The organism is Pseudomonas sp. S2_C03, from assembly GCF_054668405.1.
In genome coordinates this window covers 1,481,404-1,500,789 of record NZ_CP162766.1, presented here as the reverse complement: position 1 = coordinate 1,500,789, position 19,386 = coordinate 1,481,404, and the positions used below count along the sequence as shown (strand labels likewise).

The following is a 19,386-nucleotide window of genomic DNA, read 5'->3' as shown; positions in this document are numbered from 1 at the left end:
ATCAGCGGTTCACATCCACCACCACCCGCCCACGCAACTGGCCGGCGAGCAAACGCGGTGCGGCTTCGATCGCTTCGCTGAGGCCGATTTCGTGACTGATCAGCGGCAGCAACGCGCAGTCCAGATCGCTGGCCAGTCGGTTCCATGCCTCGATGCGTCTGGCCTTGGGCTGGGTCACGCTGTTGATCCCGGCCAGGGTCACGCCGCGCAGAATGAACGGCGCCACAGACGCCGGGAAATCCATGCCCTGGGCCAGGCCGCACGCGGCAACCGTGCCGTTGGCCTTGGTGCTGGCACAGGCGTTGGCCAGGGTGTGGCTGCCCACCGAGTCGATCACCGCCGCCCAACGCTCCTTGGCCAGTGGCTTGCCCGGCTCTGACAACGTGGCACGATCGATGATTTCATTGGCGCCCAGGCGCTTGAGGTAATCGTGTTCCGAGGTGCGCCCGGTGGAGGCGACTACCCGGTATCCGAGCTTGCTGAGCAAGGCAATGGCAAAACTGCCGACTCCACCGTTGGCGCCGGTCACCAGGACTTCGCCCTGTTCAGGGGCTACGCCGTTATGTTCCAGCGCCAGGATACTCAGCATCGCCGTGTAACCGGCGGTGCCAATGGCCATGGCCTGGGCGGGAGAAAACGGGTGTGGCAGCGGGATCAGCCAGTCGCCATTGAGTCGCGCCTTCTGCGCCAGCCCGCCCCAGTGCCCTTCGCCGACACCCCAACCATTGAGTAGGACCTGGTCACCGACCTTGTAGTCCGGATGCCCGCTGCTTTCGACTGTCCCTGCCAGATCGATACCCGGCACCATCGGGAATTTGCGCACCACCGGGCTGCTGCCGGTGATGGCCAGACCGTCCTTGAAATTCAGCGTGCTGTACGCCACCCGCACCGTCACATCGCCCTCGGGCAGTTGATCGTCGTTGATCTGTTGCAGCGAGGCGCGGTAACCGCTGTCGTCCTTGTCGATCAAAATACCTTGGAACATGGCTGTCTCCTGCGCATTTGTCGGGTTGTGATGCAATGGAATAACACATTCGCGCCCGATCCCCACACCCGACTTTCGGCCACCCCCACCCCCTGTAGGAGCGAGCTTGCTCGCGATGGGTCCAGCACATCCAGCATCAAGGCGACTGACACGCCGCCATCGCGAGCAAGCTCGCTCCTACAGGGGGTGGCGTGGTAAAACCCTCCTTGCCCTGTTTTGATGTCGGAGAAACCTGCAAATGAGCCAATGGCCAGACACCCGAATCATTGACCTGCTGGGGATCGAACTGCCGATCATCCAGGCGCCCATGGCCGGTGCAACCACTGTCGCCATGGTGGTCGCGACGAACGAGGCCGGTGGCCTGGGCTCCCTGCCGGCCGCCATGTTGAGCACCGAGCAACTGCGCGAGGACCTGAAAAGCATTCGCGAGCAATCCAGTCGCCCCATCAACGTCAACTTCTTCTGTCACCAGCCGCCCGCCGCCGATGAACAGCGTGCCCGGGACTGGAAAAATCTGCTGGAACCTTACTACCGCGAACTGGGCGTGGATTTCGACGCACCGACACCCGTGTCCAATCGCGCACCGTTCGATGATGCCACCTGCAAAATCGTTGAAGAACTGCGTCCCGAAGTGGTGAGTTTTCACTTCGGCCTGCCGGAAAAATCCTTGCTCGACCGGGTCAAGGCGACCGGGGCCAAGGTTCTGTCCTCGGCCACCACGGTCGAAGAAGCCATCTGGCTGGAACAGCATGGCTGCGATGCGATCATCGCCATGGGCAACGAGGCCGGCGGCCATCGCGGCATGTTCATCGCCGATGACGTCAGCAGACAGGTCGGTCTCTTCGCGTTGTTGCCGCAGATCGTCGACGCGGTGAAGGTCCCGGTGATTGCCGCCGGTGGCATTGCTGATGCACGAGGTGTCGCCGCAGCGTTTGTGCTCGGAGCTTCGGCGGTGCAAGTCGGCACGGCCTACCTGTTCACGCCAGAAGCCAAGGTCAGCGCTTCCCACCACCAGGCGTTACGCACCGCAAAAGAAAGCGACACCGCCCTCACCAACCTGTTCACAGGCCGCCCGGCCCGGGGCATTTTCAATCGAGTGATGCATGAACTCGGCCCCATGAGCGACAAGGCACCGGCTTTCCCCTTGGCCGGTGGTGCCTTGATGCCGCTGCGCGCCAAGGGTGAAGCGCAGTTCGCCAATCTCTGGGCCGGACAGGCGTTCCGGTTGTCCGTTGAGATGACAACGGCCGAGCTGACCCGGCAACTCGCCAAAGAAGGCCTGGCCAAACTGACTCGCGCCTGATGATCCCTCGTAGCAGCCGTCGCTGGCTGCTACGAGGGAATTCGACGCATCCGATGGATTCCGTTTACAGGCATTTCGCTATATAGTTTTTTACATAGCGATTTATCTCTCGAAATAACTGCCTATAACGGAGCTGTTTTTCATGACCATTCGTGTCACTGCCGCCCTGCTCGCCGTTTTCGCCACGGCCTTCGCTCACGCCGACGAAGTCCAGGTCGCCGTCGCGGCCAACTTCACAGCGCCCATCCAGGCCCTCGCTGCCGACTTCGAGAAAGACACCGGGCACAAACTGGTCACTTCCTTCGGCGCCACCGGCCAGTTCTACACGCAGATCAAAAACGGCGCGCCGTTCGAGGTGTTCCTGTCGGCCGACGACACCACCCCGGCCAAACTGGAAAGCGAGGGTGACACGGTCAAGGGTTCGCGCTTCACCTATGCGGTCGGCACCCTGGCGCTGTGGTCGGCCAAGGACGGTTACGTGGACGCCAAGGGCAAGGTCCTGGCCGACAACCAATACAAGCACCTGTCGATTGCCAACCCGAAAACTGCACCTTACGGCCTCGCTGCCACGCAAGTCCTGGCCAAACAAGGCCTGACCGACCAGGTCAAGGACAAGCTCGTCGAAGGCCAGAACATTACCCAGGCTTTCCAGTTCGTCTCCACCGGCAATGCCGAACTGGGCTTTGTCGCCTTGTCGCAGATCTATAAAGACGGCAAAGTCACCAGCGGCTCGGCGTGGATCGTTCCCGCCAGCCTGCACGATCCGATCAAACAAGACGCAGTGATCCTCAACAAGGGCAAGGACAACCCGGCCGCCAAGGCGCTGGTTGACTACCTCAAAGGGCCCAAAGCCGCTGCGGTCATCAAGTCCTACGGCTACGAGCTCTAAATGTCCCTGTCGAGTGCCGATTTTTCCGCAATCTGGCTGACCCTCAAGCTGGCCTCCCTGACCACGGTCATCCTGCTGATTGTCGGCACTCCCGTTGCACTGTGGCTGTCGCGCACCCGTTCCTGGCTGCGCGGCCCGGTCGGCGCCATCGTCGCCCTGCCCCTGGTGCTGCCACCGACGGTGATTGGTTTTTATCTGTTGCTGGCGCTGGGGCCGAACGGCTTTGTCGGCCAGTTAACCCAGTCATTGGGGCTGGGCACCCTGAGTTTCAGTTTTGCAGGCCTGGTCATAGGCTCGGTGCTCTATTCGATGCCGTTTGTGGTGCAGCCTCTGCAAAACGCCTTTTCCGCCATTGGCACCCGCCCGCTGGAAGTGGCCGCGACGTTGCGCGCCAACCCCTGGGACGTGTTCTTCAGCGTCATCCTGCCCCTGGCCCGACCGGGCTTCATCACCGCCGCGATCCTGGGATTTGCCCACACCGTCGGCGAGTTCGGCGTGGTGCTGATGATCGGCGGCAACATTCCCGACAAGACCCGAGTGGTTTCGGTGCAGATCTACGATCACGTCGAAGCCATGGAGTATGCCCAGGCGCATTGGCTGGCCGGAGCCATGCTGGTGTTCTCGTTCGCCGTGTTGCTGGCGCTGTATTCCGGCCGCAAAACCAAAGCCGGCTGGAGCTGATCGATGATTCACACGCGCTTGAAGTTGAAGTATTCAGGCTTCGCCCTGGATGTGGATGTGAAATTGCCAGGGCGCGGCGTCACCGCGCTGTTCGGTCATTCCGGCTCGGGCAAGACCACCTGCCTGCGTTGTATCGCCGGTCTGGAGCGCGCCGAACAGGGGTTTGTCCAGGTCAACGATGAAGTCTGGCAGGACAGTGAAAAGAACCTTTTCGTCCCACCGCACAAGCGTGCCATTGGTTATGTATTCCAGGAGGCCAGCCTGTTCCCGCATCTGTCGGTGCGGGCCAACCTGGAGTTCGGCCTCAAGCGCATCCCGAAGCCGCAGCGCCGGGTAGACCTGACGCATGCCACCCAGTTGCTGGGGATCAGCCATCTGCTCGATCGCCATCCACAACACCTGTCCGGCGGCGAACGCCAGCGTGTCGGCATCGCCCGCGCCCTGCTGACCAGCCCGCAACTGCTGCTGATGGACGAACCGCTGGCGGCGCTGGATGCGCAACGCAAAAACGAAATACTGCCGTATCTGCAGCGTTTGCACGATGATCTCGACATCCCGGTGCTGTACGTCAGCCATTCCCAGGATGAAGTGGCGCGGCTGGCCGACCATATCGTGCTGCTCAGCGAGGGCAAAGCCTTGGCCAGCGGTCCCATCGGCGACACCCTGGCCCGTCTCGACTTGCCGTTGGCCCAGGGCGATGACGCCGGCGTAGTGATCGAAGGCCAGGTCAGTGCCTATGACCGCGATTATCAACTGCTGACCCTGCAACTGCCCAACAGCGAGCTGAACATTCGTGTGGCCCACACACCGATGGCGGTCGGCCAGGCGCTGCGCGGCAAGGTGCAGGCGCGGGATGTCAGCCTGAGCCTGCATGGCAACGAACCCAGCAGCATCCTCAATCGCCTGCCGGTGACGGTGGTCAGTGAGCTGGGCGCGGAGAATGCCGCTCACGTCCTGATCCGTCTGGACGCCGCTGGCACGCCGCTGCTGGCGCGCATAACCCGTTACTCCCGTGATCAGTTGAATGTGCACCCCGGTCAGCAGCTCTGGGCGCAAATCAAGGCGGTGGCCGTGCTGGCGTAAATTCGCTGGCACGACGGCAACAGGCTGCGGTCAATGGCTGTAACGGCCCCTCTGATTCGCGCCCAAGGATTGTTGCCATGCCCGATTCCGCCCTGCCCGACGTGCTCCCCCCCGACCTGCATTATGTCGACGATGCCCAGCCCGGACTCACCCGCAGGAAGCTGCGCGGCAAGTTCTGCTATTTCGACGCCGCGGGCGAGCGCATCACCGACCCCGACGAAATCAAACGCATCAACGCCCTGGCCGTTCCGCCGGCCTATACCGATGTGTGGATCTGCGCCGACCCTCGTGGCCACCTGCAAGCCACCGGTCGCGATGCCCGGGGACGCAAGCAGTACCGCTATCACCCACGCTGGCGGGAGGTGCGCGATGCCGACAAGTATTCGCGCTTGCGCGACTTCGGCCTCGCCCTGCCCAAGCTGCGTCGACAACTGGAAGCGCTGCTGGACGCACCAGGCTTCAGTCGCGACAAAGTCATGGCCACGGTCATCACCCTGCTCGATGCGACCTTGATTCGTGTGGGCAATACGCAGTATGCGCGCGACAACCGTTCCTATGGGCTGACCACCCTGCGCAACCGTCACGTCGAGGTCAATGGCTCGGCGATCCGTTTCCAGTTTCGCGGCAAGAGCGGCGTAGAACACCAGATCACGGTAAAGGACCGGCGCCTGGCGCGGATCATCAAGCGCTGCCAGGAAATTCCGGGGCAAAACCTGTTTCAGTACCTGGATGAAAACGGCGAGCGGCACAGCGTCACTTCGTCCGATGTCAACGCCTACCTGCAAAGCCTGACCGGCGCCGACTTTACCGCCAAGGATTACCGTACCTGGGCCGGCAGCGCCCTGGCACTGGCGGTGCTGCGTGAACTGCAGTGGGAGCCGGAGTCGGACGCCAAGCGCCATGTCGTAAACATGGTAAAGGAAGTGGCAAGGCAACTGGGCAACACTCCGGCAGTGTGCCGCAAGTGCTACATCCACCCGGCGGTACTCGAGGGATTTCTGCTGGGGGCCTTGGCCGCATTGCCGCGACCCAGAACACGCAAGGGCCTGCGCGCCGAAGAAGTCGGGTTGGCGATGTACCTTGAGCAGATGATCGAGGCCAACCAACCGACGAACTGACCGCGCATTTTTTGCACGATCACGCAGGGCTTCTATAGTAGACCTGATAGAAATTCAGCTTCGGTGGGGCAATGGAAGACTTTTTCGTCGTCAAGCGCTGCAACAAGATCGTCATCCATGGCCGCCGAGCCGGGGAATCCGAACATCAATCCCCTGAGGCCGCTGTGTGGTACCGCATCGCCGATACTCGCACCAACGGCTTCATCGGTGACGGCTATGAATGCGAGGAAGACGCCCAGCGCATTTGCCGGCAACTCAATGCCCAATCACGCGTGACCGCCCGGCAAAGTTGAAGCCCGGGTCTATACTCAAATGGCTGAGGGACCAGCAACGGCAACAGCTCGCCTGAGGCGGGCTTTTTGATGCCATTTTTGCCAGGTTTCTTGAACGGAGGTTTGCCATGTCCGAAAAAGAGTCCATCACCACCCTGCTGACCTTGCTGGATTCACGCCAGGCCCGCTTGGCGGCGGCTTGCAAGGAAATCGCCGACTGGGTCGATCATCAAGGGGGGCACCCGACCGCCCTCAGGATTCGTGATCGCCTGAACGACATCGAGAAGGACACACCGCTGATTCGCAATACGCTGTCGGCGCTCAAGCCCGTCGATCGGCCACTGCCACGGTTCAGATGACGCAAGAACTTTCTTTCTCGGGACGCCTGACGGTGACGCGTGGTTCGCCGACTTCCGTCGTGCCTGACCGTTTGTCGCCAAACACCGACCCGACCGGGTGTCGGGCTTTTTTTTCCTGGCGGTTTCACGCCGTATTCACATTGGCCTTCGTACAGTCAAATCACTCCTTTTTGAACCCTGACCCGCCCGCATGCGGGTCTTTTTTTGCCCGCTAAAAATGCCTTCTCTCTGAACCGCGAGCATCAACGTCCAAGACACTTTGGGCATCGCGAGGGTGCGACAAGTTGACAGGCAAGAGAACGACGTTCGGCTGGGGCGATAACGGGTTTGCTCGGCTAGGATTGATAACGCATCCAGCCGGCGTCGACCTGTTGTGTGAACACCTGATCAAGGAGGAGCGATGACACGTATTCATGAAGCCGAGAAAACCTATCGCATGTGGTCCAGTCCGATCCTGCTGGAGCTCAAGGAACGCGAGCATCAACTGGACCCCAGCGCCCGCCAGGCCTTACAGAATATTCTGGTGGAGAGACGCCTGGTGAACACGGGCAACCCTGCGGGCGTCGAGCGGCGTCAGGAATGGGGCAGCCAGCCATAGCGCAGCCGCCTGCGGTGGCAAAACTTAAGTATGGCAATGCGATACACATGGACGATGGTTCCGTGTCCTGCCTGGGCATAGTGTTCTCGTTCATCCGCCGCAAACGCGGCACCCAGACGAGAACGCTCACCATGACCGACGAAATCCAAGGAACCTCCCGCCGTGCCCTGATGAACGCTGGCCTGACGGTGGCCGCATTGGCAGTGGCCGTGCCTGCCCTGGCAGGTCAGCCGGGCAGGCCCACAGCGCCAGCCAGCCGATCAAACCATCAGGGTTCGGGCTACCTCACACTCAAGGACGGCACCCGTCTGTTCTACAAGGACTGGGGCACCGGCCAACCCATCGTTTTCCATCACGGCTGGCCGCTGTCCGGGGACGACTGGGATAACCAGATGCTGTTCTTCCTGAGCAAAGGCTTTCGCGTGATCGCCCATGACCGCCGTGGTCACGGCCGGTCCAGCCAGACCGCCTCCGGCAACGACATGGACACCTACGCCGCCGACTTCGCCGAACTGGCAGCCCACCTCGACCTCAAGGGCGCCGTCCACATCGGCCACTCCACCGGTGGCGGCGAAGCAGCCCGCTACGTCGCACGCCATGGCGGCAATGGTCGCGTCGCCAAGGCCGTGCTGATCGGCGCCGTCCCGCCCATCATGCTGCAAACGGCAAAAAATCCCGGTGGCTTGCCCCTGAAAGTATTCGATGGTTTTCGCGAAGCACTCGCCGCCAACCGCGCGAACTTCTACCGAGACGTAGCGGCCGGCCCGTTCTATGGCTTCAACCGGCCAGGCGCCAAAGTCTCGCAACCCGTGATCGACAACTGGTGGCGCCAGGGCATGAACGGCGGTGCCAAGGCACAATACGACTGCATCAAGGCCTTCTCCGAAACCGACTTCACCGAAGACCTGAAAATGATCCAGGTGCCCACCCTGGTGCTGCACGGGGAAGACGACCAGATCGTGCCCATCGAAGACTCCGCTCGCCTGAGCATCAAACTGCTCAAGCATGGCACGTTGAAAACCTACCCCGGCCTGCCCCACGGCATGTGCACGACACATGCAGAGACGATCAATGCGGATTTGTTGGCGTTTATCACGGGGTGATGGGGTGGCTCGCGAGTGTGCGGGCTGAAACGAACAAGGGTTTGCAACGGCTTTCGCCTGCAAACCCTTGATTTTGAGCGGTGCCCGAAGCCCTTACGAGCGAGGGGATTTTAAGTCCCGAGAAGAAATGAATCACGCTTGCGACAGGTTTTCCGGCTCGCAATCGTGGGGATATTGCTGATAGGCAGCCCACTGTTTTCGCATACCTGAGAATAATTGCGGACCAGAAAACAGGGGCGAGAATAGACGGTTTCCCGACTATTTGTTACTCGGCTACGACCGCCGGTGGCGCCTTAGAAAATAGAGGCCGGGTGAACGTACCTCGCGCTCGCTCGGAATAGACTAGGTACACCATGAATATGAGTGTTAAAGCGCTACCAGCCCCGATGCCCTGTGGTCCAAGCGCCATAGCGATCAGGAAAATACCCACAAATGATTTAAGGATGAAGAACCATCGATAGATGCTCTTCCTTGCCCAAAATAAATATGCGTTCAAGACTGCCAAGGCCATCAGAATGCCGCCGATGATTGGAGCAATCGTTGCTAGCCACCCTGCAACAGCGAAATTGGTAACGGTCCATATAGCTGGGAACCAGAGCAACCCGCCTATTTTTTCGAATTGCTGAAGCTTCTTTTCTTCTATTGCCATGATCTTCTCCGTGATAGATGGCGATCTGTTATCAGTGTTGCGATTTATCCTTACCCCCGCTGTAAAAAGCAAGTGCAGCGGCGGCAAACCTCTTGGCATCCTGCAGGACGCAGTGGACCTCGCCTAGCTGACCGGGCAGCGCGTGACCGATACGCGAATGATGGACGAACGGGATGTGCGCAACGGGCAAATCTGGGTGCTCCAGGGCAAAACGAAAGCCAAGCGACGGATTGAAGTAACCGGAGAGCTGAAGGTTGATCGAATCATGTCCAGGAAAGCTCGGCATAAGGTCCGCTCGACGCGGCTGATCGTGACAGAGGATGGCTCACCAATGACGGTGGCGATGTTGCGCAGGAGGTTTGATATGACCAGGGAAGCGGCCGGGGTGTCGAAACCGGAGTTTCAAATGCGCGATTTGCGTGCCAAGGCCGGCACTGACAAAGCGGAATCCAGCGGCGATATCATGCAGGCCAAGGATCAACTTGGGCATACGACGGTGGTGATGACCGAGCAGTACATCCGCAATCGGAAAGGTAAGAAAGTCTCGCCCACCAAGTGAATTGCGGACCAACTTCAAAATTGCGGACCAGAAACGAACAAGGGCTTGCTGTGGCTTTCGCCCGCAAACCCTTGATTTTGAATGGTGCCCGAAGCCGGAATCGAACCGGCACGCCCTTACGAGCGGGGGATTTTAAGTCCCATGCGTCTACCAGTTTCGCCATTCGGGCGGTAGCGCGGTCAAGCGATCTCAACACTGACACGTGTAGGTCTGTCAGTTCTGACGCTTGTAAAACAGAGGACGAAATATATACATCCCGTCCGGGTGAAGCAAGTTCGCGCAGGCCCTTTTCAAGACTAAATCTTGCTGGGTGGCGCAAATAAAAAAGCTCCGTAAATCATTGATCTACGGAGCTATTTTAAGAGTGGAGGCCGAGGTCGGAATCGAACCGGCGTAGGCGGATTTGCAATCCGCTGCATAACCATTTTGCTACTCGGCCCCAATGCCCCTGATGCAATTGAAACAACATCAAAGGCGTACAAACCTGGAGTAGATTCAAGATCTAACTCCTTGAAAACATTGAGCTTTTTCAGCGATCAGTGCTTTCGATGGCGTGAATTATGGACTGATTTGCCGGGGCTGACAACCCCTTGATTTCAAAAAAAATCTGTCGAAGACTGGAACGCCCGCTGAGGTTTGTGCCCTCGCCCGCCAACGACAGGCAAAAAAAATCCCGGGCAGCTGATGGACGCCCGGGATCTAAAAATGCATAAACCGTGGTGGTGAACGCGGGCCGCATGTTACGGTCATTTTCACCATGTAACAAGATATTTTAGTTCACTGCATGGTTAATAAAACCTTTAACCCCTTCAATATCCACATGTTTTCCAGGGACGCTGCGCGACAGGTGGTCCATTTACAGGTACCAGCGGCACTCTCGGGCATCGATGTCCTGCAGGAAGGCTAGATGGTCCTGGCGCTTGTTTTCGCAGTAGACCATCAAGAACTCCGCGCCCAGCCCCTCGCGCACAGGCTCATGATTTTGCATGGCGCGCACGGCCTCCAGCATTTCCGTCGGGAAGTCCACGCCGCTGCCGCGATCGTCGTTGAGCGGCTTGATCGGCTCCTGCTGTGCCTCCAGCCCATGCTCCATGCCCACGAGGATAGCGGCCAGCACCAGGTACGGGTTGGCATCGGCGCCTGACAGGCGATGTTCGATGCGCAGGTTTTTCGGGTCGGACTCGGGCACGCGCACGCAGGCGTCACGATCCTCAAAGCCCCAACTGGCGCGCGTGGCGATGTTGGTGGTGCCACTCAGGCGCCGCATGGCGTTGTGGTTCGGCGCGAAGATCGGCATGCAGTGCGGGATCAGTTGCAGGCAGCCTGCGATGGCATGGCGCAACGGTTTCTGGTCATTGGCGGCCAGCAGGTTATTGCCCGCCTGGTCATACAAGCTCACGTGAACATGCATGCCGCTACCCGGATGCTGCAAATAAGGTTTGGACATGAAGCTGGCGCGGTAGTCGTGCTTCATCGCCACACCACGGGTACTGCGGCAGAACAGTGCGGCCCAGTCGGCGGCGCGGAGACCATCGTCGAGGTGGCCGAAATTGATCTCGAACTGGCCCGGCCCCAGTTCGGCGGTGATCACCGTGGTGTCGATGCCTTGTGCCCTTGCGGTCTCTACCATGTCATCGAGCACTGGCGCGAAACGCGTCAGCCGTTCGATGTGCATGTTGGGCTGGTCATCGGCGTCATCGGTCGCTGCATCCCGGGCAAACTGCGGCAAACCTTCACGCAACTGGCGATCGAACAGGTAGAACTCCAGCTCGAAGGCCACTACCGGGAAAATGCCTTTGCGTTTCAGCCGCGCCAGTACCTGCGCCAGCACTTCCCGTGGTTCGAATACAATGGGTTTTTCCGTGTCGCTGGAGGTGATCAGCATCTGGCCCACGGGCTGCTTTTCCCAGTCGACGATCTTCAGGGTGCCTGGCACGAGGCGGCGCGGCGCATCCGGGTCACCGTCGTTGAAGCAATAGTCGCCAATCTTGAACAGCCCGCCCTGGGTGCCGAGCAATACACAGTTCTGCGGCAGTTTGAGCGCACTGCCAGCGGCGACTTTTTCGAGCAGGTCGATCGGATAGCGCTTGCCGTAGAAATGCCCCGGGATGTCCAGGGAAATCAGGTCGACGTAGCGCACGTCGGGGTAGCGCTCGCGAAACGCGCGCACTTCAGCAACCAGATCAGAGCAGACAGCGTCCATCGTTGTGTTCCCTTGTTTTTATCAGGTGTAGACCCAGAGCACCCGGGTGAGTTGATCGGAGCGATTGCCGTAGCGGCAATGGGCATGGCTGGCGAGCTGGAAACTGTCCCCGGCCTCAAGCGTGACTGGCTCGGCGTCATCGAGCCAAAGCGTGAGTTGCCCTTCGAGCACGTAACCGCCCTGCTCCGAGCTGTCGTTCATGTGCCGCTCGCCGCTGCTGGCGCCGGGCTCGAGCAGGCTTTCGAGCATCGAGAACGATGCGCGCATTTTCGGCGAGACCAGGATGTCGGTGATCCCGTCGGCGTAGTACAACGTGCGGCGCTCGTCGGGGCGGGTCACCCACGGGAGGGCCATGGGCTTGGGCAAACTGTAGAAATAGGTCGTCGGCACGCCGAGGGTTTCGCTGATCGCGGTCAGGTCCGCCACCGTCGGCCGGGAGAGCCCGCGCTCGACCTGCGAGAGAAAACCCACCGAGCGGCCGATTTTGTCCGCCAGGTCCTTGAGCGTGTACTTTTTGTGCTTGCGCAGGTCCTGGATCAGGATCGCCAGCGCCGAGATTTCTTCTTGCCTGTCCATTCGATAACGTTCCGAAAATGTGCGGTTCAAAGGCTGTCGCGCAAGCGATACCAGGCTTTGCCGATGGCTTCCAGCGGGGCGGCCATGTATTTGCCGCCGGGGAAGCTGCCGTTGACCAGGCCCTGGTACAAGCCCAACTCGTCGGGCTGGCCGAGTATCGCGTCAGACACCGCACGAGCCGCCGCCAATGTCGGCAACACGCCGTGGCCCGAGTAGCCCTGGAGCCAGTAAAGATCGCCGCGCCGGCCGATATCGGGTGTGCGCTTGAGGGTCAGATCGATGTGTCCGCCCCAGGCGAACTCCAGCTCCACGCCCTTGAGCTGGGGGAACACACGCTCCAGGAACGGTCGAGTAGCCGCCGCGATGTCCTTGGGCATGCCGCCCAGGTAGGTACAGCCGCCACCGAACAGCAGGCGGTGATCGGGCGTGCGACGGAAATAGTCGAGGACAAACTGGTTGTCGGTGACGCAGGCATTGCTCGGCAGCAGCGCGGTGGCCAGCCCTTGGGAAAGCGGCGCGGTAGCGACCTGATAAGTGCCCACGGGCAACACGCAGCTCGCCAGTTGCGGGTCGAGTCGATCCAGATAGGCATTGCAGGCCAGCACCAGCACATCGGCCCGAACACGGCCGCGCTCGGTGGCCACCACGTAGCGCCCGCCTTCTTCGCGATAGCTCAGCGCCTTGCTCTGCTCATGAATGTGCCCGCCCGCGTTTTCGATGGAAGCGGCCAAACCGAGGGCGAGACGCAGCGGATTCAGGTGGCCGCCCTCGGGGTCATACAACCCCGCCTGATAACGCTCACTGGCGACCCATTGCGGCAACTGTTCACGGGGAATGAACTGCAAACCGTCGTGGCCCCACTTGTGGCTGGCCTCATGCTGCCACTCGGTGAGCAAATCGACCCGACGTGGCAGCACCGACGTCCACAGGTGTCCGGCGCGGTAGTCACACTCGAAATCATGCCGCGCCGGCAAGGCGCGCAATTCCTGCGCGGCCCAGCGCATACCATCCCACAAGCGGCGCGCCCGCTCGTAACCCAGCGCAGCTTCCAGTGGCGGCATATCGCACGACCAACCGAGAATCGCCTGACCACCATTACGCCCCGACGCCGCCCACGCCACACGGCTGGCTTCCAGCAAGGTGACACGCTTGCCAGCCAGAGCCAGGCGCAACGCCGTGTGCAAACCACTGAAACCGGCGCCAATGATCAACACTTCGGTGTCGTGCTCACCTTCCAGGGGGGCACGCTCGACCAGGTGATCAGCGCAGGCATGGGCGTAGTAGCTGGGGACGTGCCGGGTGGATTGTTGAAACATGCGGGAGGCTCATGAAATTTTGTTATTTAAATTTCATGAAAATTTATATGATTAATTTCACACGCACAAGCCATTCCTGTAGGAGCGAGCTTGCTCGCGATGGACTCAAGAACAACGTAGGGGTGTCAGGTTCCCCGCGTTATCGTTGACGTCCATCGCGAGCAAGCTCGCTCCTACAGTTTGTGTGTGAGGGCTACGGCCGGATCACGCGATCGGGATCAGCGGATCAGCCGCCGCCCAGGCAGCTTCGCGGTTGGCGGCTGGCGGGTAGATCCACACGGTGTTGATCTGGGTTTTCAGCGCCTTGGCCTCCTGCCTCACCAGTTTCACCTGGCGATCCCAGCCCTCGGTGTACACCGCGCCCCAAGCCCCCAGGTCCAGGCATGTCACGTACTTGGGCTGGCTGTAGGCAAATCCGTCCACGCCAAGGATCTGCGCCGCAACGTTATTGCCGGCGTAACGCCCCAGCATGATTGCGTGCTGGCAGGTCATCAGCGCGTAGTTTCCGATCTCGTCGGATGCCGCGTAGGCCACGTCGCCAGTGGCGAAGATGTCGTCCTGGCCGATGACTTTCAGATGGCTGTCCACATGCAGGCGGCCCAGATGATCGCGCTCCGCCGGGATCTGTTCGGTCAAGGCGCTGGCGCGCACGCCAGTGGTCCAGACCACGGTCATGGCGTCGATTCGCTCGCCATCGCTGAGGTTTACACCCTTGGCATCGACAGAATCCACCGAGGCCTTGAGGTGCCATTTCACGCCGGTTGCGATGCTGGCTTCTTCGATCGACAGGGCAATTTCTTCGCCCATGGAGCCACCAATCTTGCTCCCCCGATCGACGATGATCACGTCGATGTCCGCGTTCTCGCCAAGGATGGCTCGCAGGCGTGCGGTCATTTCGGTCGCCGTTTCAATCCCGGTAAAACCGCCACCGGCGACGACGACGGTGTTGCGCGCCTTGCTGTCCGGCAGATGGGCCAGGGATTTGAGGTGATTTTCCAGCCGTACGGCCTGCTCGATTTGATCGACGTCGAAGGCATGCTCTGCCACGCCGCTGGTCGGCGGAATGGCCAAGCGGCTACCCGTGGCCAGAACGAGTTTGTCGTAGCTGCACGACTGTTCGACGCCCGCAGCGTCGATGTAGCCGACCCGTTTGTGGGCAACATCGATGGTCTCGGCAGCACCCTTGATGAACTTCACACCCACACAATCGAGCAGCTCGCCAATCGGTGCGGCCAGTTGATGAGCATTGGGTTCATAGAAGCGCGGACGCACGCGCAGCTCGGCCTGCGGGGCCAGGACGGTGACTTCCACGTTGGTGTGGCCGTGCATGTCGAACAGGCGGGTCGCGCTCAATGCTGTCCACAAACCTCCAAAACCTGCGCCGATTACCAGGATGTGCTGTTTCATTTGTAACTCCGCGAGAAAGCCGATCAATGAATGACTGGAAGGTGGCAGGCTGTCAGCACCCACCGAACAACTACGACTATATTGATCCTAGTTAATCGACGCAATCAGTTTTTGTAGATAGCCACTATCGACCTCGTCCATACCCCTTAAAACAAAGATCTTGAAGCACACCAGCGCACCAAGGGAAAGCCTTCCAGATTGCCTGGCGAGATCCAGACTGCTAGAATTTGCGACAACATTAGTCGGAGATTGATATGTCTCTTTACAGCGCGGGCGTTGAGTACGGCATCCATTGCCTGGTTTTTCTGGTGGGCAACTGCGGCGACACCCGTGAGGCGAGCGTGCGCGACCTGGCTGAATTGCAAGGCGTGCCCCTGGACTATCTGGCGAAAATATTCACCAAACTGGCCAAGGCAAAATTGGTGGTGGCCACTGAAGGCGTGCGCGGCGGGTTTAAACTGGCGCGGCCTTCGGACGAGATCAGCGTGCTGGATATCGTCAATGCCATCGATGGGCAAAAGCAGATCTTCGAATGCCGTGAAATTCGCGGACGTTGCGCCTTGTTCGATGGCTGCACGCCCGATTGGGCGGTATCGGGACACTGTGCGATCCATGCGGTCATGCTCACCGCGCAAAAACGCATGGAAGAAGCACTGGCCCAGCAGACCATCCTTGATCTGGCCAGAAGAGTGGGACGCAAGGCCCCGGCGGCGTTCAACGGTCAGGTCGATGAATGGCTCAACGACCGGCGAGACAAAAAAAGCACTGCCGCACTGGTTATACCGACGACCGAAGTCGCAGACTGATCCGTCACAAACAGGTGCGAACGGCCTCGCGCAGTGCACCGGACTTGGCCCAGGGCGGCCCCTGGTACAACGAAACCCGGCTGCCGTCCTTGTTTTTGACGATATCCAGCGTCTCATCCGCACTGATCATGCCGGGCGCGGTGATCCGGTAGCCGTTGGAAATCCCGACTTGCGTTGTCTTGGAGACTTCCTTCTGCCAGGCCGGCAATACGCACGCAGCCAGCTCCTTGGGCGGCTTCTCACTGTATTTGCTGAAGTTAGGCTCACCCGGCACCACCGAGGCCGGCAATGAGCACCCCGCCAACATCCCCACTACGATTCCCGCCACCAGAGTCCGCATCGCGCATCCTTATCCCCAAAAAGAAAATGTAGCTCTTGGACAGGAAGATCGAGGCTAAAATTTCGTAGCGAGCATTTTCGGGAGATCATCATGTGGCTCAATGAATCTGAAAACGAACTGCGGCGGGACTTGCAGGGCATTGCCTCGGACTTGAGGTGGTCGGCGGTGGAGCTGTTGCGCCTGGCGGAACAACTGCGACAGTCGGGTAATGACGTGGATGCGCAGGCCGTTCACAGGTTATGCGATCTGTTTCAGGGAGATGAACAACGGCTGGCAGGGTATGCCGAGGAAGTGAAGGCGAAGGTGATCAGTCGCAATAAGCCTGCCTGACAACTGTAGGAGCGAGCTTGCTCGCGATGCGGTGTGTCAACCGACAAGCATGGAACTGGCCCACCGCTTTCGCGAGCAAGCCCGCCCCCACAGCAAAGCCCTTCAGTGGGCATTGGTTTTTTTGGCACGCGGCCTGTACCCCGGCAAAGACGCCGCAAACGCCAGCGCCTCTTCCCGACTGTCAAAGGCGCCCAGCCGGTCGCCCGGGGTGCAGACCCGCCAAGGGCCGTTGTTCACACTGACTACGTCATAGCCGTTCATGTGCATCTTGTTCAGCATCGGAACGCTCATAAGCCACCTCCTTTCGGTCACGTCTTTGAGCACTGACTCGGCTACCTTACACCCCTTCCTGCACCAATGCGGACCAGACGTCGTGTGAGGATCCAATATTAGATTGCACTTTTGTTTCAAGCACCCTCTCAAACCCCCTATAAGCCGCGAAGTATTGGCGACGGCTCAAATATTGCATTTTTATGACATAATTGTGGCACTGAGCTATTAGGCACCCCATGAAAGTACGCGCAACCGTCATTTGCGAGCAGGACCGGCACGTCCTCCTGGTTCGCAAGCCCAAATGTCGTTGGACGCTGCCCGGCGGAAAAGTCGAGCGAGGCGAGACCCACGCGAGCGCGGCCGTGCGTGAATTACAGGAAGAAACCGGCCTGGCCGTCGATGACGTGCTGTACCTGATGCAGCTCGAAGCCGGCAACACTCGACACCACGTGTTCGAGGCGTCGGTGTTGAACCTGGACGAGGCGCGCCCGTTGAATGAGATCTTCGACTGCCAGTGGTATCCGCTGAATGCCGTGCAGAACCTGGATGCCAGCGATGCGACGCTCAGGATCGTCAAGGCGTTTCAACGACGCCTGTAACTCAGCCGAGATCGCCACCCCCGACCGGAAGGGTAACGCCGGTGATATACGACGCCTCGTCACTGGCCAGGAACAGAATCGCGCCCGCCTGCTCATCCAGCGTTCCATAACGCTTCATCAAGCTGCTGTCCAAGGTCTGATCGACGATCTGCTCGTACCAGACTTTTTCCTGCGGGCTCTGCTGGGCGTTGTTACGCGGGATCAGCCTTGGCGGTGCTTCGGTGCCCCCCGGTGCCGTGGCATTGACCCGCACCCCGCGCCCGGCGGTCTCGAATGCCAGGCAGGCGGTCAACGCATTGACCCCACCTTTGGCCGCACCGTAGGGCACGCGATTGACGCTGCGAGTGGCAATCGATGACACGTTGACGATCGCCCCGCTGCCCTGCTCCAGCATGTACGGCAGCGCCGCATGGCAACACCACAGGGTCGGAAACAGTGAGCGACGCACTTCGGCCTCGATCTGCGCTGCCTCGTAGTGCTCGAACGGCTTGGCCCAAATGGTGCCGCCCACATTGTTGACCAGCACATCGAGCCGACCGAACCGCTCGACGGCGGTTTGCATGACTCGGCTGCACTCCTCATATTGCTCAAGGTCAGCGGTCAGGGCCAACACCTGGCAACTGCCAGACAGTTGCTGCTGCACTTCGAACACCAGCTCGGAGCGATCCACCAGGATCAACCGGGCGCCCTCGGCCGCCATGCGTTCGGCGACCCGGCGACCGATGCCTTGGGCGGCGCCGGTGATCAGGGCGACTTTTTCCTGGAAACGGTTCATGTGTACTCCCACAACGTTCAAATTCGACACAGTCAACTTTGGGAGCGGGCTTGCTCGCAAAAGCGGTGGGTCAGGCAACATCAATGTTGGATGTGCCGACCTCATCGCGAGCAAGCCCGCTCCCACGGGGGGACAATTCAGTTACGCCGCGCTGGCGGCGAATTTCTCGAAGTAGAAATTCGCTGGCGTGATGCCCTGCTCGCCTATGTACTTGCTCACCGCTTCCACCATCGGCGGCGGGCCGCACAGGTAGACGTCGACGTCGCCGTCGTTCAAATGCTGCGGCTCGATGTGCTGGGTGACGTAGCCCTTGAGCGGATGCTGGCTGTCGGGGCTGGCCACGCAGGCGCTGTAGGTGAAGTTGGGGATGCGCGCAGCGAAGGCTTCCAGGCGATCGAGTTCCACCAAGTCGAAATCGTGGGTCACGCCGTAGATCAAATGCAGCGGGTACTCACTGCCCTGCTCGGCAATCTTCTCCAGCATCGCGGTGAACGGCGCCAGCCCGGTGCCGCCGGCGAGCAGCAACAACGGCCTGCGAATGTCGCGCAGGTAAAAACTGCCCAAGGGACCTGCCAGGCGCATGCGGTCGCCGGCCTTGGCCATGCCGGTGAGAAAGCTGCTCATCAGGCCACCCGGCACATTGCGAATCAGGAAGCTCACTTCGCCATCGCGCTGCAAGGAGCTGAATGAATAGGCACGCGTCTGCTCGCTACCGGGAATCCCCAGGTTCACATACTGGCCCGGCAGAAACGCCAGCTTGCTCAACGACTCGTCCTTGATCGACAGCGCGATGGTGCTGTCGGACAACTGGCGAACGGCGCTGATGGTCGCCTCAAAACTGGCCTGACGGGTGCGGCAGACTTCGGAGGATGTCGGCACTCGTACCACACAATCGCTCTGCGCGCGCATCTGGCAGGTCAGGACGAAACCCCGCTCGGCCTCTTCGGCGCTGAGGGCGTCTTCGATGTACTCCTCGCCCAGGTCGTACTGGCCAGCTTCGGCAAAACACTTGCAGGTGCCACAGGCGCCGTCGCGGCAATCGAGCGGGATGTTGATGCCCTGGCGGTAGGCGGCATCGGCCACGGTCTCGCCCACATTGGCGTCGATGAAACGGGTGACGCCGTCTTCAAAATTGAATGCGATGGAATGAGTCATGACGTCG

22 protein-coding genes, 2 tRNA genes and 1 pseudogene are annotated in these 19,386 nt (G+C 60.2%); 13 read left to right on the top strand and 12 right to left on the bottom strand.

Features of this window, described 5'->3' with window-relative positions:
- Position 1: 1 nt before the first annotated feature.
- Complete coding sequence (gene acuI, locus AB4N64_RS06890) at positions 2 to 985, bottom strand: acrylyl-CoA reductase (NADPH) (protein ID WP_460123314.1); 984 nt, start codon at positions 983 to 985, stop codon at positions 2 to 4.
- Positions 986 to 1,223: 238 nt separating this feature from the next.
- Here acuI and AB4N64_RS06885 point away from each other — a divergent pair, with 238 nt between their 5' ends.
- From AB4N64_RS06885 to AB4N64_RS06845, 9 genes are all read left to right on the top strand, one after another.
- Positions 1,224 to 2,288, top strand: coding sequence for an NAD(P)H-dependent flavin oxidoreductase (locus AB4N64_RS06885; RefSeq protein ID WP_460123311.1), 1,065 nt, complete (start codon positions 1,224 to 1,226; stop codon positions 2,286 to 2,288).
- A 142-nt stretch (positions 2,289 to 2,430) separates the two neighbouring features.
- Positions 2,431 to 3,177: a molybdate ABC transporter substrate-binding protein gene (gene modA / locus AB4N64_RS06880; RefSeq protein WP_460123308.1), complete on the top strand. Its 747-nt coding sequence runs from the start codon at positions 2,431 to 2,433 to the stop codon at positions 3,175 to 3,177.
- Positions 3,178 to 3,858: a molybdate ABC transporter permease subunit gene (gene modB / locus AB4N64_RS06875; RefSeq protein ID WP_460123305.1), complete on the top strand. Its 681-nt coding sequence runs from the start codon at positions 3,178 to 3,180 to the stop codon at positions 3,856 to 3,858.
- A 3-nt stretch (positions 3,859 to 3,861) separates the two neighbouring features.
- Positions 3,862 to 4,941, top strand: coding sequence for a molybdenum ABC transporter ATP-binding protein (modC, locus tag AB4N64_RS06870; RefSeq protein WP_460123302.1), 1,080 nt, complete (start codon positions 3,862 to 3,864; stop codon positions 4,939 to 4,941).
- Between the two features lie 77 nt (positions 4,942 to 5,018).
- The gene (locus AB4N64_RS06865) at positions 5,019 to 6,059 is read left to right on the top strand and encodes a DNA topoisomerase IB (RefSeq protein ID WP_460123299.1); all 1,041 of its coding nucleotides are present in this window, start codon (positions 5,019 to 5,021) and stop codon (positions 6,057 to 6,059) included.
- A 71-nt stretch (positions 6,060 to 6,130) separates the two neighbouring features.
- Positions 6,131 to 6,352 carry a hypothetical protein gene (locus AB4N64_RS06860; protein ID WP_460123296.1) on the top strand — a complete coding sequence of 74 codons (222 nt, stop codon included), beginning with the start codon at positions 6,131 to 6,133 and terminating at the stop codon, positions 6,350 to 6,352.
- A 107-nt stretch (positions 6,353 to 6,459) separates the two neighbouring features.
- Positions 6,460 to 6,690 (top strand): hypothetical protein, encoded by a 231-nt coding sequence (locus tag AB4N64_RS06855; RefSeq protein ID WP_460123294.1) that lies wholly within the window; start codon positions 6,460 to 6,462, stop codon positions 6,688 to 6,690.
- A gap of 400 nt (positions 6,691 to 7,090) precedes the next feature.
- Entirely contained in the window at positions 7,091 to 7,288 is a 198-nt protein-coding gene (locus AB4N64_RS06850) for a hypothetical protein (protein ID WP_460123292.1), read from the top strand.
- Between the two features lie 131 nt (positions 7,289 to 7,419).
- Entirely contained in the window at positions 7,420 to 8,391 is a 972-nt protein-coding gene (locus AB4N64_RS06845) for an alpha/beta fold hydrolase (RefSeq protein WP_460126645.1), read from the top strand.
- Positions 8,392 to 8,656: 265 nt separating this feature from the next.
- On the opposite strand, the gene AB4N64_RS06840 is transcribed toward AB4N64_RS06845, so the two are convergent.
- Positions 8,657 to 9,040, bottom strand: a complete 384-nt coding sequence (locus AB4N64_RS06840) for a hypothetical protein (RefSeq protein ID WP_460123290.1) — start codon at positions 9,038 to 9,040, stop codon at positions 8,657 to 8,659.
- A 100-nt stretch (positions 9,041 to 9,140) separates the two neighbouring features.
- On the opposite strand from AB4N64_RS06840, the pseudogene AB4N64_RS06835 reads away from it, so the two are divergent.
- A pseudogene (locus tag AB4N64_RS06835) lies at positions 9,141 to 9,599 on the top strand (tyrosine-type recombinase/integrase); the annotation flags it as partial.
- An 82-nt stretch (positions 9,600 to 9,681) separates the two neighbouring features.
- Here the strand turns inward: AB4N64_RS06835 and AB4N64_RS06830 are convergent.
- The 6 genes from AB4N64_RS06830 to AB4N64_RS06805 all read right to left on the bottom strand — a co-directional run bounded on the left by AB4N64_RS06830 (position 9,682) and on the right by AB4N64_RS06805 (position 15,101).
- A tRNA-Leu gene (locus AB4N64_RS06830) sits at positions 9,682 to 9,768 on the bottom strand.
- Positions 9,769 to 9,964: 196 nt separating this feature from the next.
- Positions 9,965 to 10,038 (bottom strand) — tRNA-Cys (locus AB4N64_RS06825).
- 417 nt (positions 10,039 to 10,455) lie between these two features.
- Positions 10,456 to 11,802, bottom strand: a complete 1,347-nt coding sequence (locus AB4N64_RS06820) for a glutamine synthetase family protein (RefSeq protein ID WP_460123288.1) — start codon at positions 11,800 to 11,802, stop codon at positions 10,456 to 10,458.
- A gap of 21 nt (positions 11,803 to 11,823) precedes the next feature.
- Complete coding sequence (locus tag AB4N64_RS06815; RefSeq protein WP_460123286.1) at positions 11,824 to 12,378, bottom strand: helix-turn-helix domain-containing protein; 555 nt, start codon at positions 12,376 to 12,378, stop codon at positions 11,824 to 11,826.
- A gap of 26 nt (positions 12,379 to 12,404) precedes the next feature.
- A complete protein-coding gene (locus tag AB4N64_RS06810) occupies positions 12,405 to 13,694 on the bottom strand; it encodes an NAD(P)/FAD-dependent oxidoreductase (RefSeq protein ID WP_460123283.1) in 1,290 nt (429 codons plus the stop codon).
- A 204-nt stretch (positions 13,695 to 13,898) separates the two neighbouring features.
- A complete protein-coding gene (locus AB4N64_RS06805; RefSeq protein WP_460123280.1) occupies positions 13,899 to 15,101 on the bottom strand; it encodes an NAD(P)/FAD-dependent oxidoreductase in 1,203 nt (400 codons plus the stop codon).
- 254 nt (positions 15,102 to 15,355) lie between these two features.
- Between AB4N64_RS06805 and AB4N64_RS06800 the strand changes: the two genes are divergently transcribed.
- Positions 15,356 to 15,907, top strand: coding sequence for an RrF2 family transcriptional regulator (locus tag AB4N64_RS06800; RefSeq protein WP_460123277.1), 552 nt, complete (start codon positions 15,356 to 15,358; stop codon positions 15,905 to 15,907).
- 4 nt (positions 15,908 to 15,911) lie between these two features.
- Here the strand turns inward: AB4N64_RS06800 and AB4N64_RS06795 are convergent, their stop codons facing one another.
- Positions 15,912 to 16,247: a hypothetical protein gene (locus AB4N64_RS06795; RefSeq protein ID WP_460123274.1), complete on the bottom strand. Its 336-nt coding sequence runs from the start codon at positions 16,245 to 16,247 to the stop codon at positions 15,912 to 15,914.
- A gap of 90 nt (positions 16,248 to 16,337) precedes the next feature.
- On the opposite strand from AB4N64_RS06795, the gene AB4N64_RS06790 reads away from it, so the two are divergent.
- Positions 16,338 to 16,577 (top strand): hypothetical protein, encoded by a 240-nt coding sequence (locus AB4N64_RS06790; protein ID WP_460123271.1) that lies wholly within the window; start codon positions 16,338 to 16,340, stop codon positions 16,575 to 16,577.
- 102 nt (positions 16,578 to 16,679) lie between these two features.
- On the opposite strand, the gene AB4N64_RS06785 is transcribed toward AB4N64_RS06790, so the two are convergent.
- Complete coding sequence (locus tag AB4N64_RS06785) at positions 16,680 to 16,868, bottom strand: SPOR domain-containing protein (protein ID WP_460123268.1); 189 nt, start codon at positions 16,866 to 16,868, stop codon at positions 16,680 to 16,682.
- A gap of 218 nt (positions 16,869 to 17,086) precedes the next feature.
- On the opposite strand from AB4N64_RS06785, the gene AB4N64_RS06780 reads away from it, so the two are divergent.
- Entirely contained in the window at positions 17,087 to 17,449 is a 363-nt protein-coding gene (locus AB4N64_RS06780; RefSeq protein ID WP_460123265.1) for an NUDIX hydrolase, read from the top strand.
- Between the two features lies 1 nt (position 17,450).
- Here the strand turns inward: AB4N64_RS06780 and AB4N64_RS06775 are convergent, their stop codons facing one another.
- Together AB4N64_RS06775 and benC are read right to left on the bottom strand one after the other, a co-directional pair.
- Positions 17,451 to 18,224, bottom strand: coding sequence for a 1,6-dihydroxycyclohexa-2,4-diene-1-carboxylate dehydrogenase (locus AB4N64_RS06775; RefSeq protein WP_460123263.1), 774 nt, complete (start codon positions 18,222 to 18,224; stop codon positions 17,451 to 17,453).
- A 141-nt stretch (positions 18,225 to 18,365) separates the two neighbouring features.
- A complete protein-coding gene (benC, locus tag AB4N64_RS06770) occupies positions 18,366 to 19,379 on the bottom strand; it encodes a benzoate 1,2-dioxygenase electron transfer component BenC (protein WP_460123260.1) in 1,014 nt (337 codons plus the stop codon).
- Between the last annotated feature and the right edge of the window lie 7 nt (positions 19,380 to 19,386).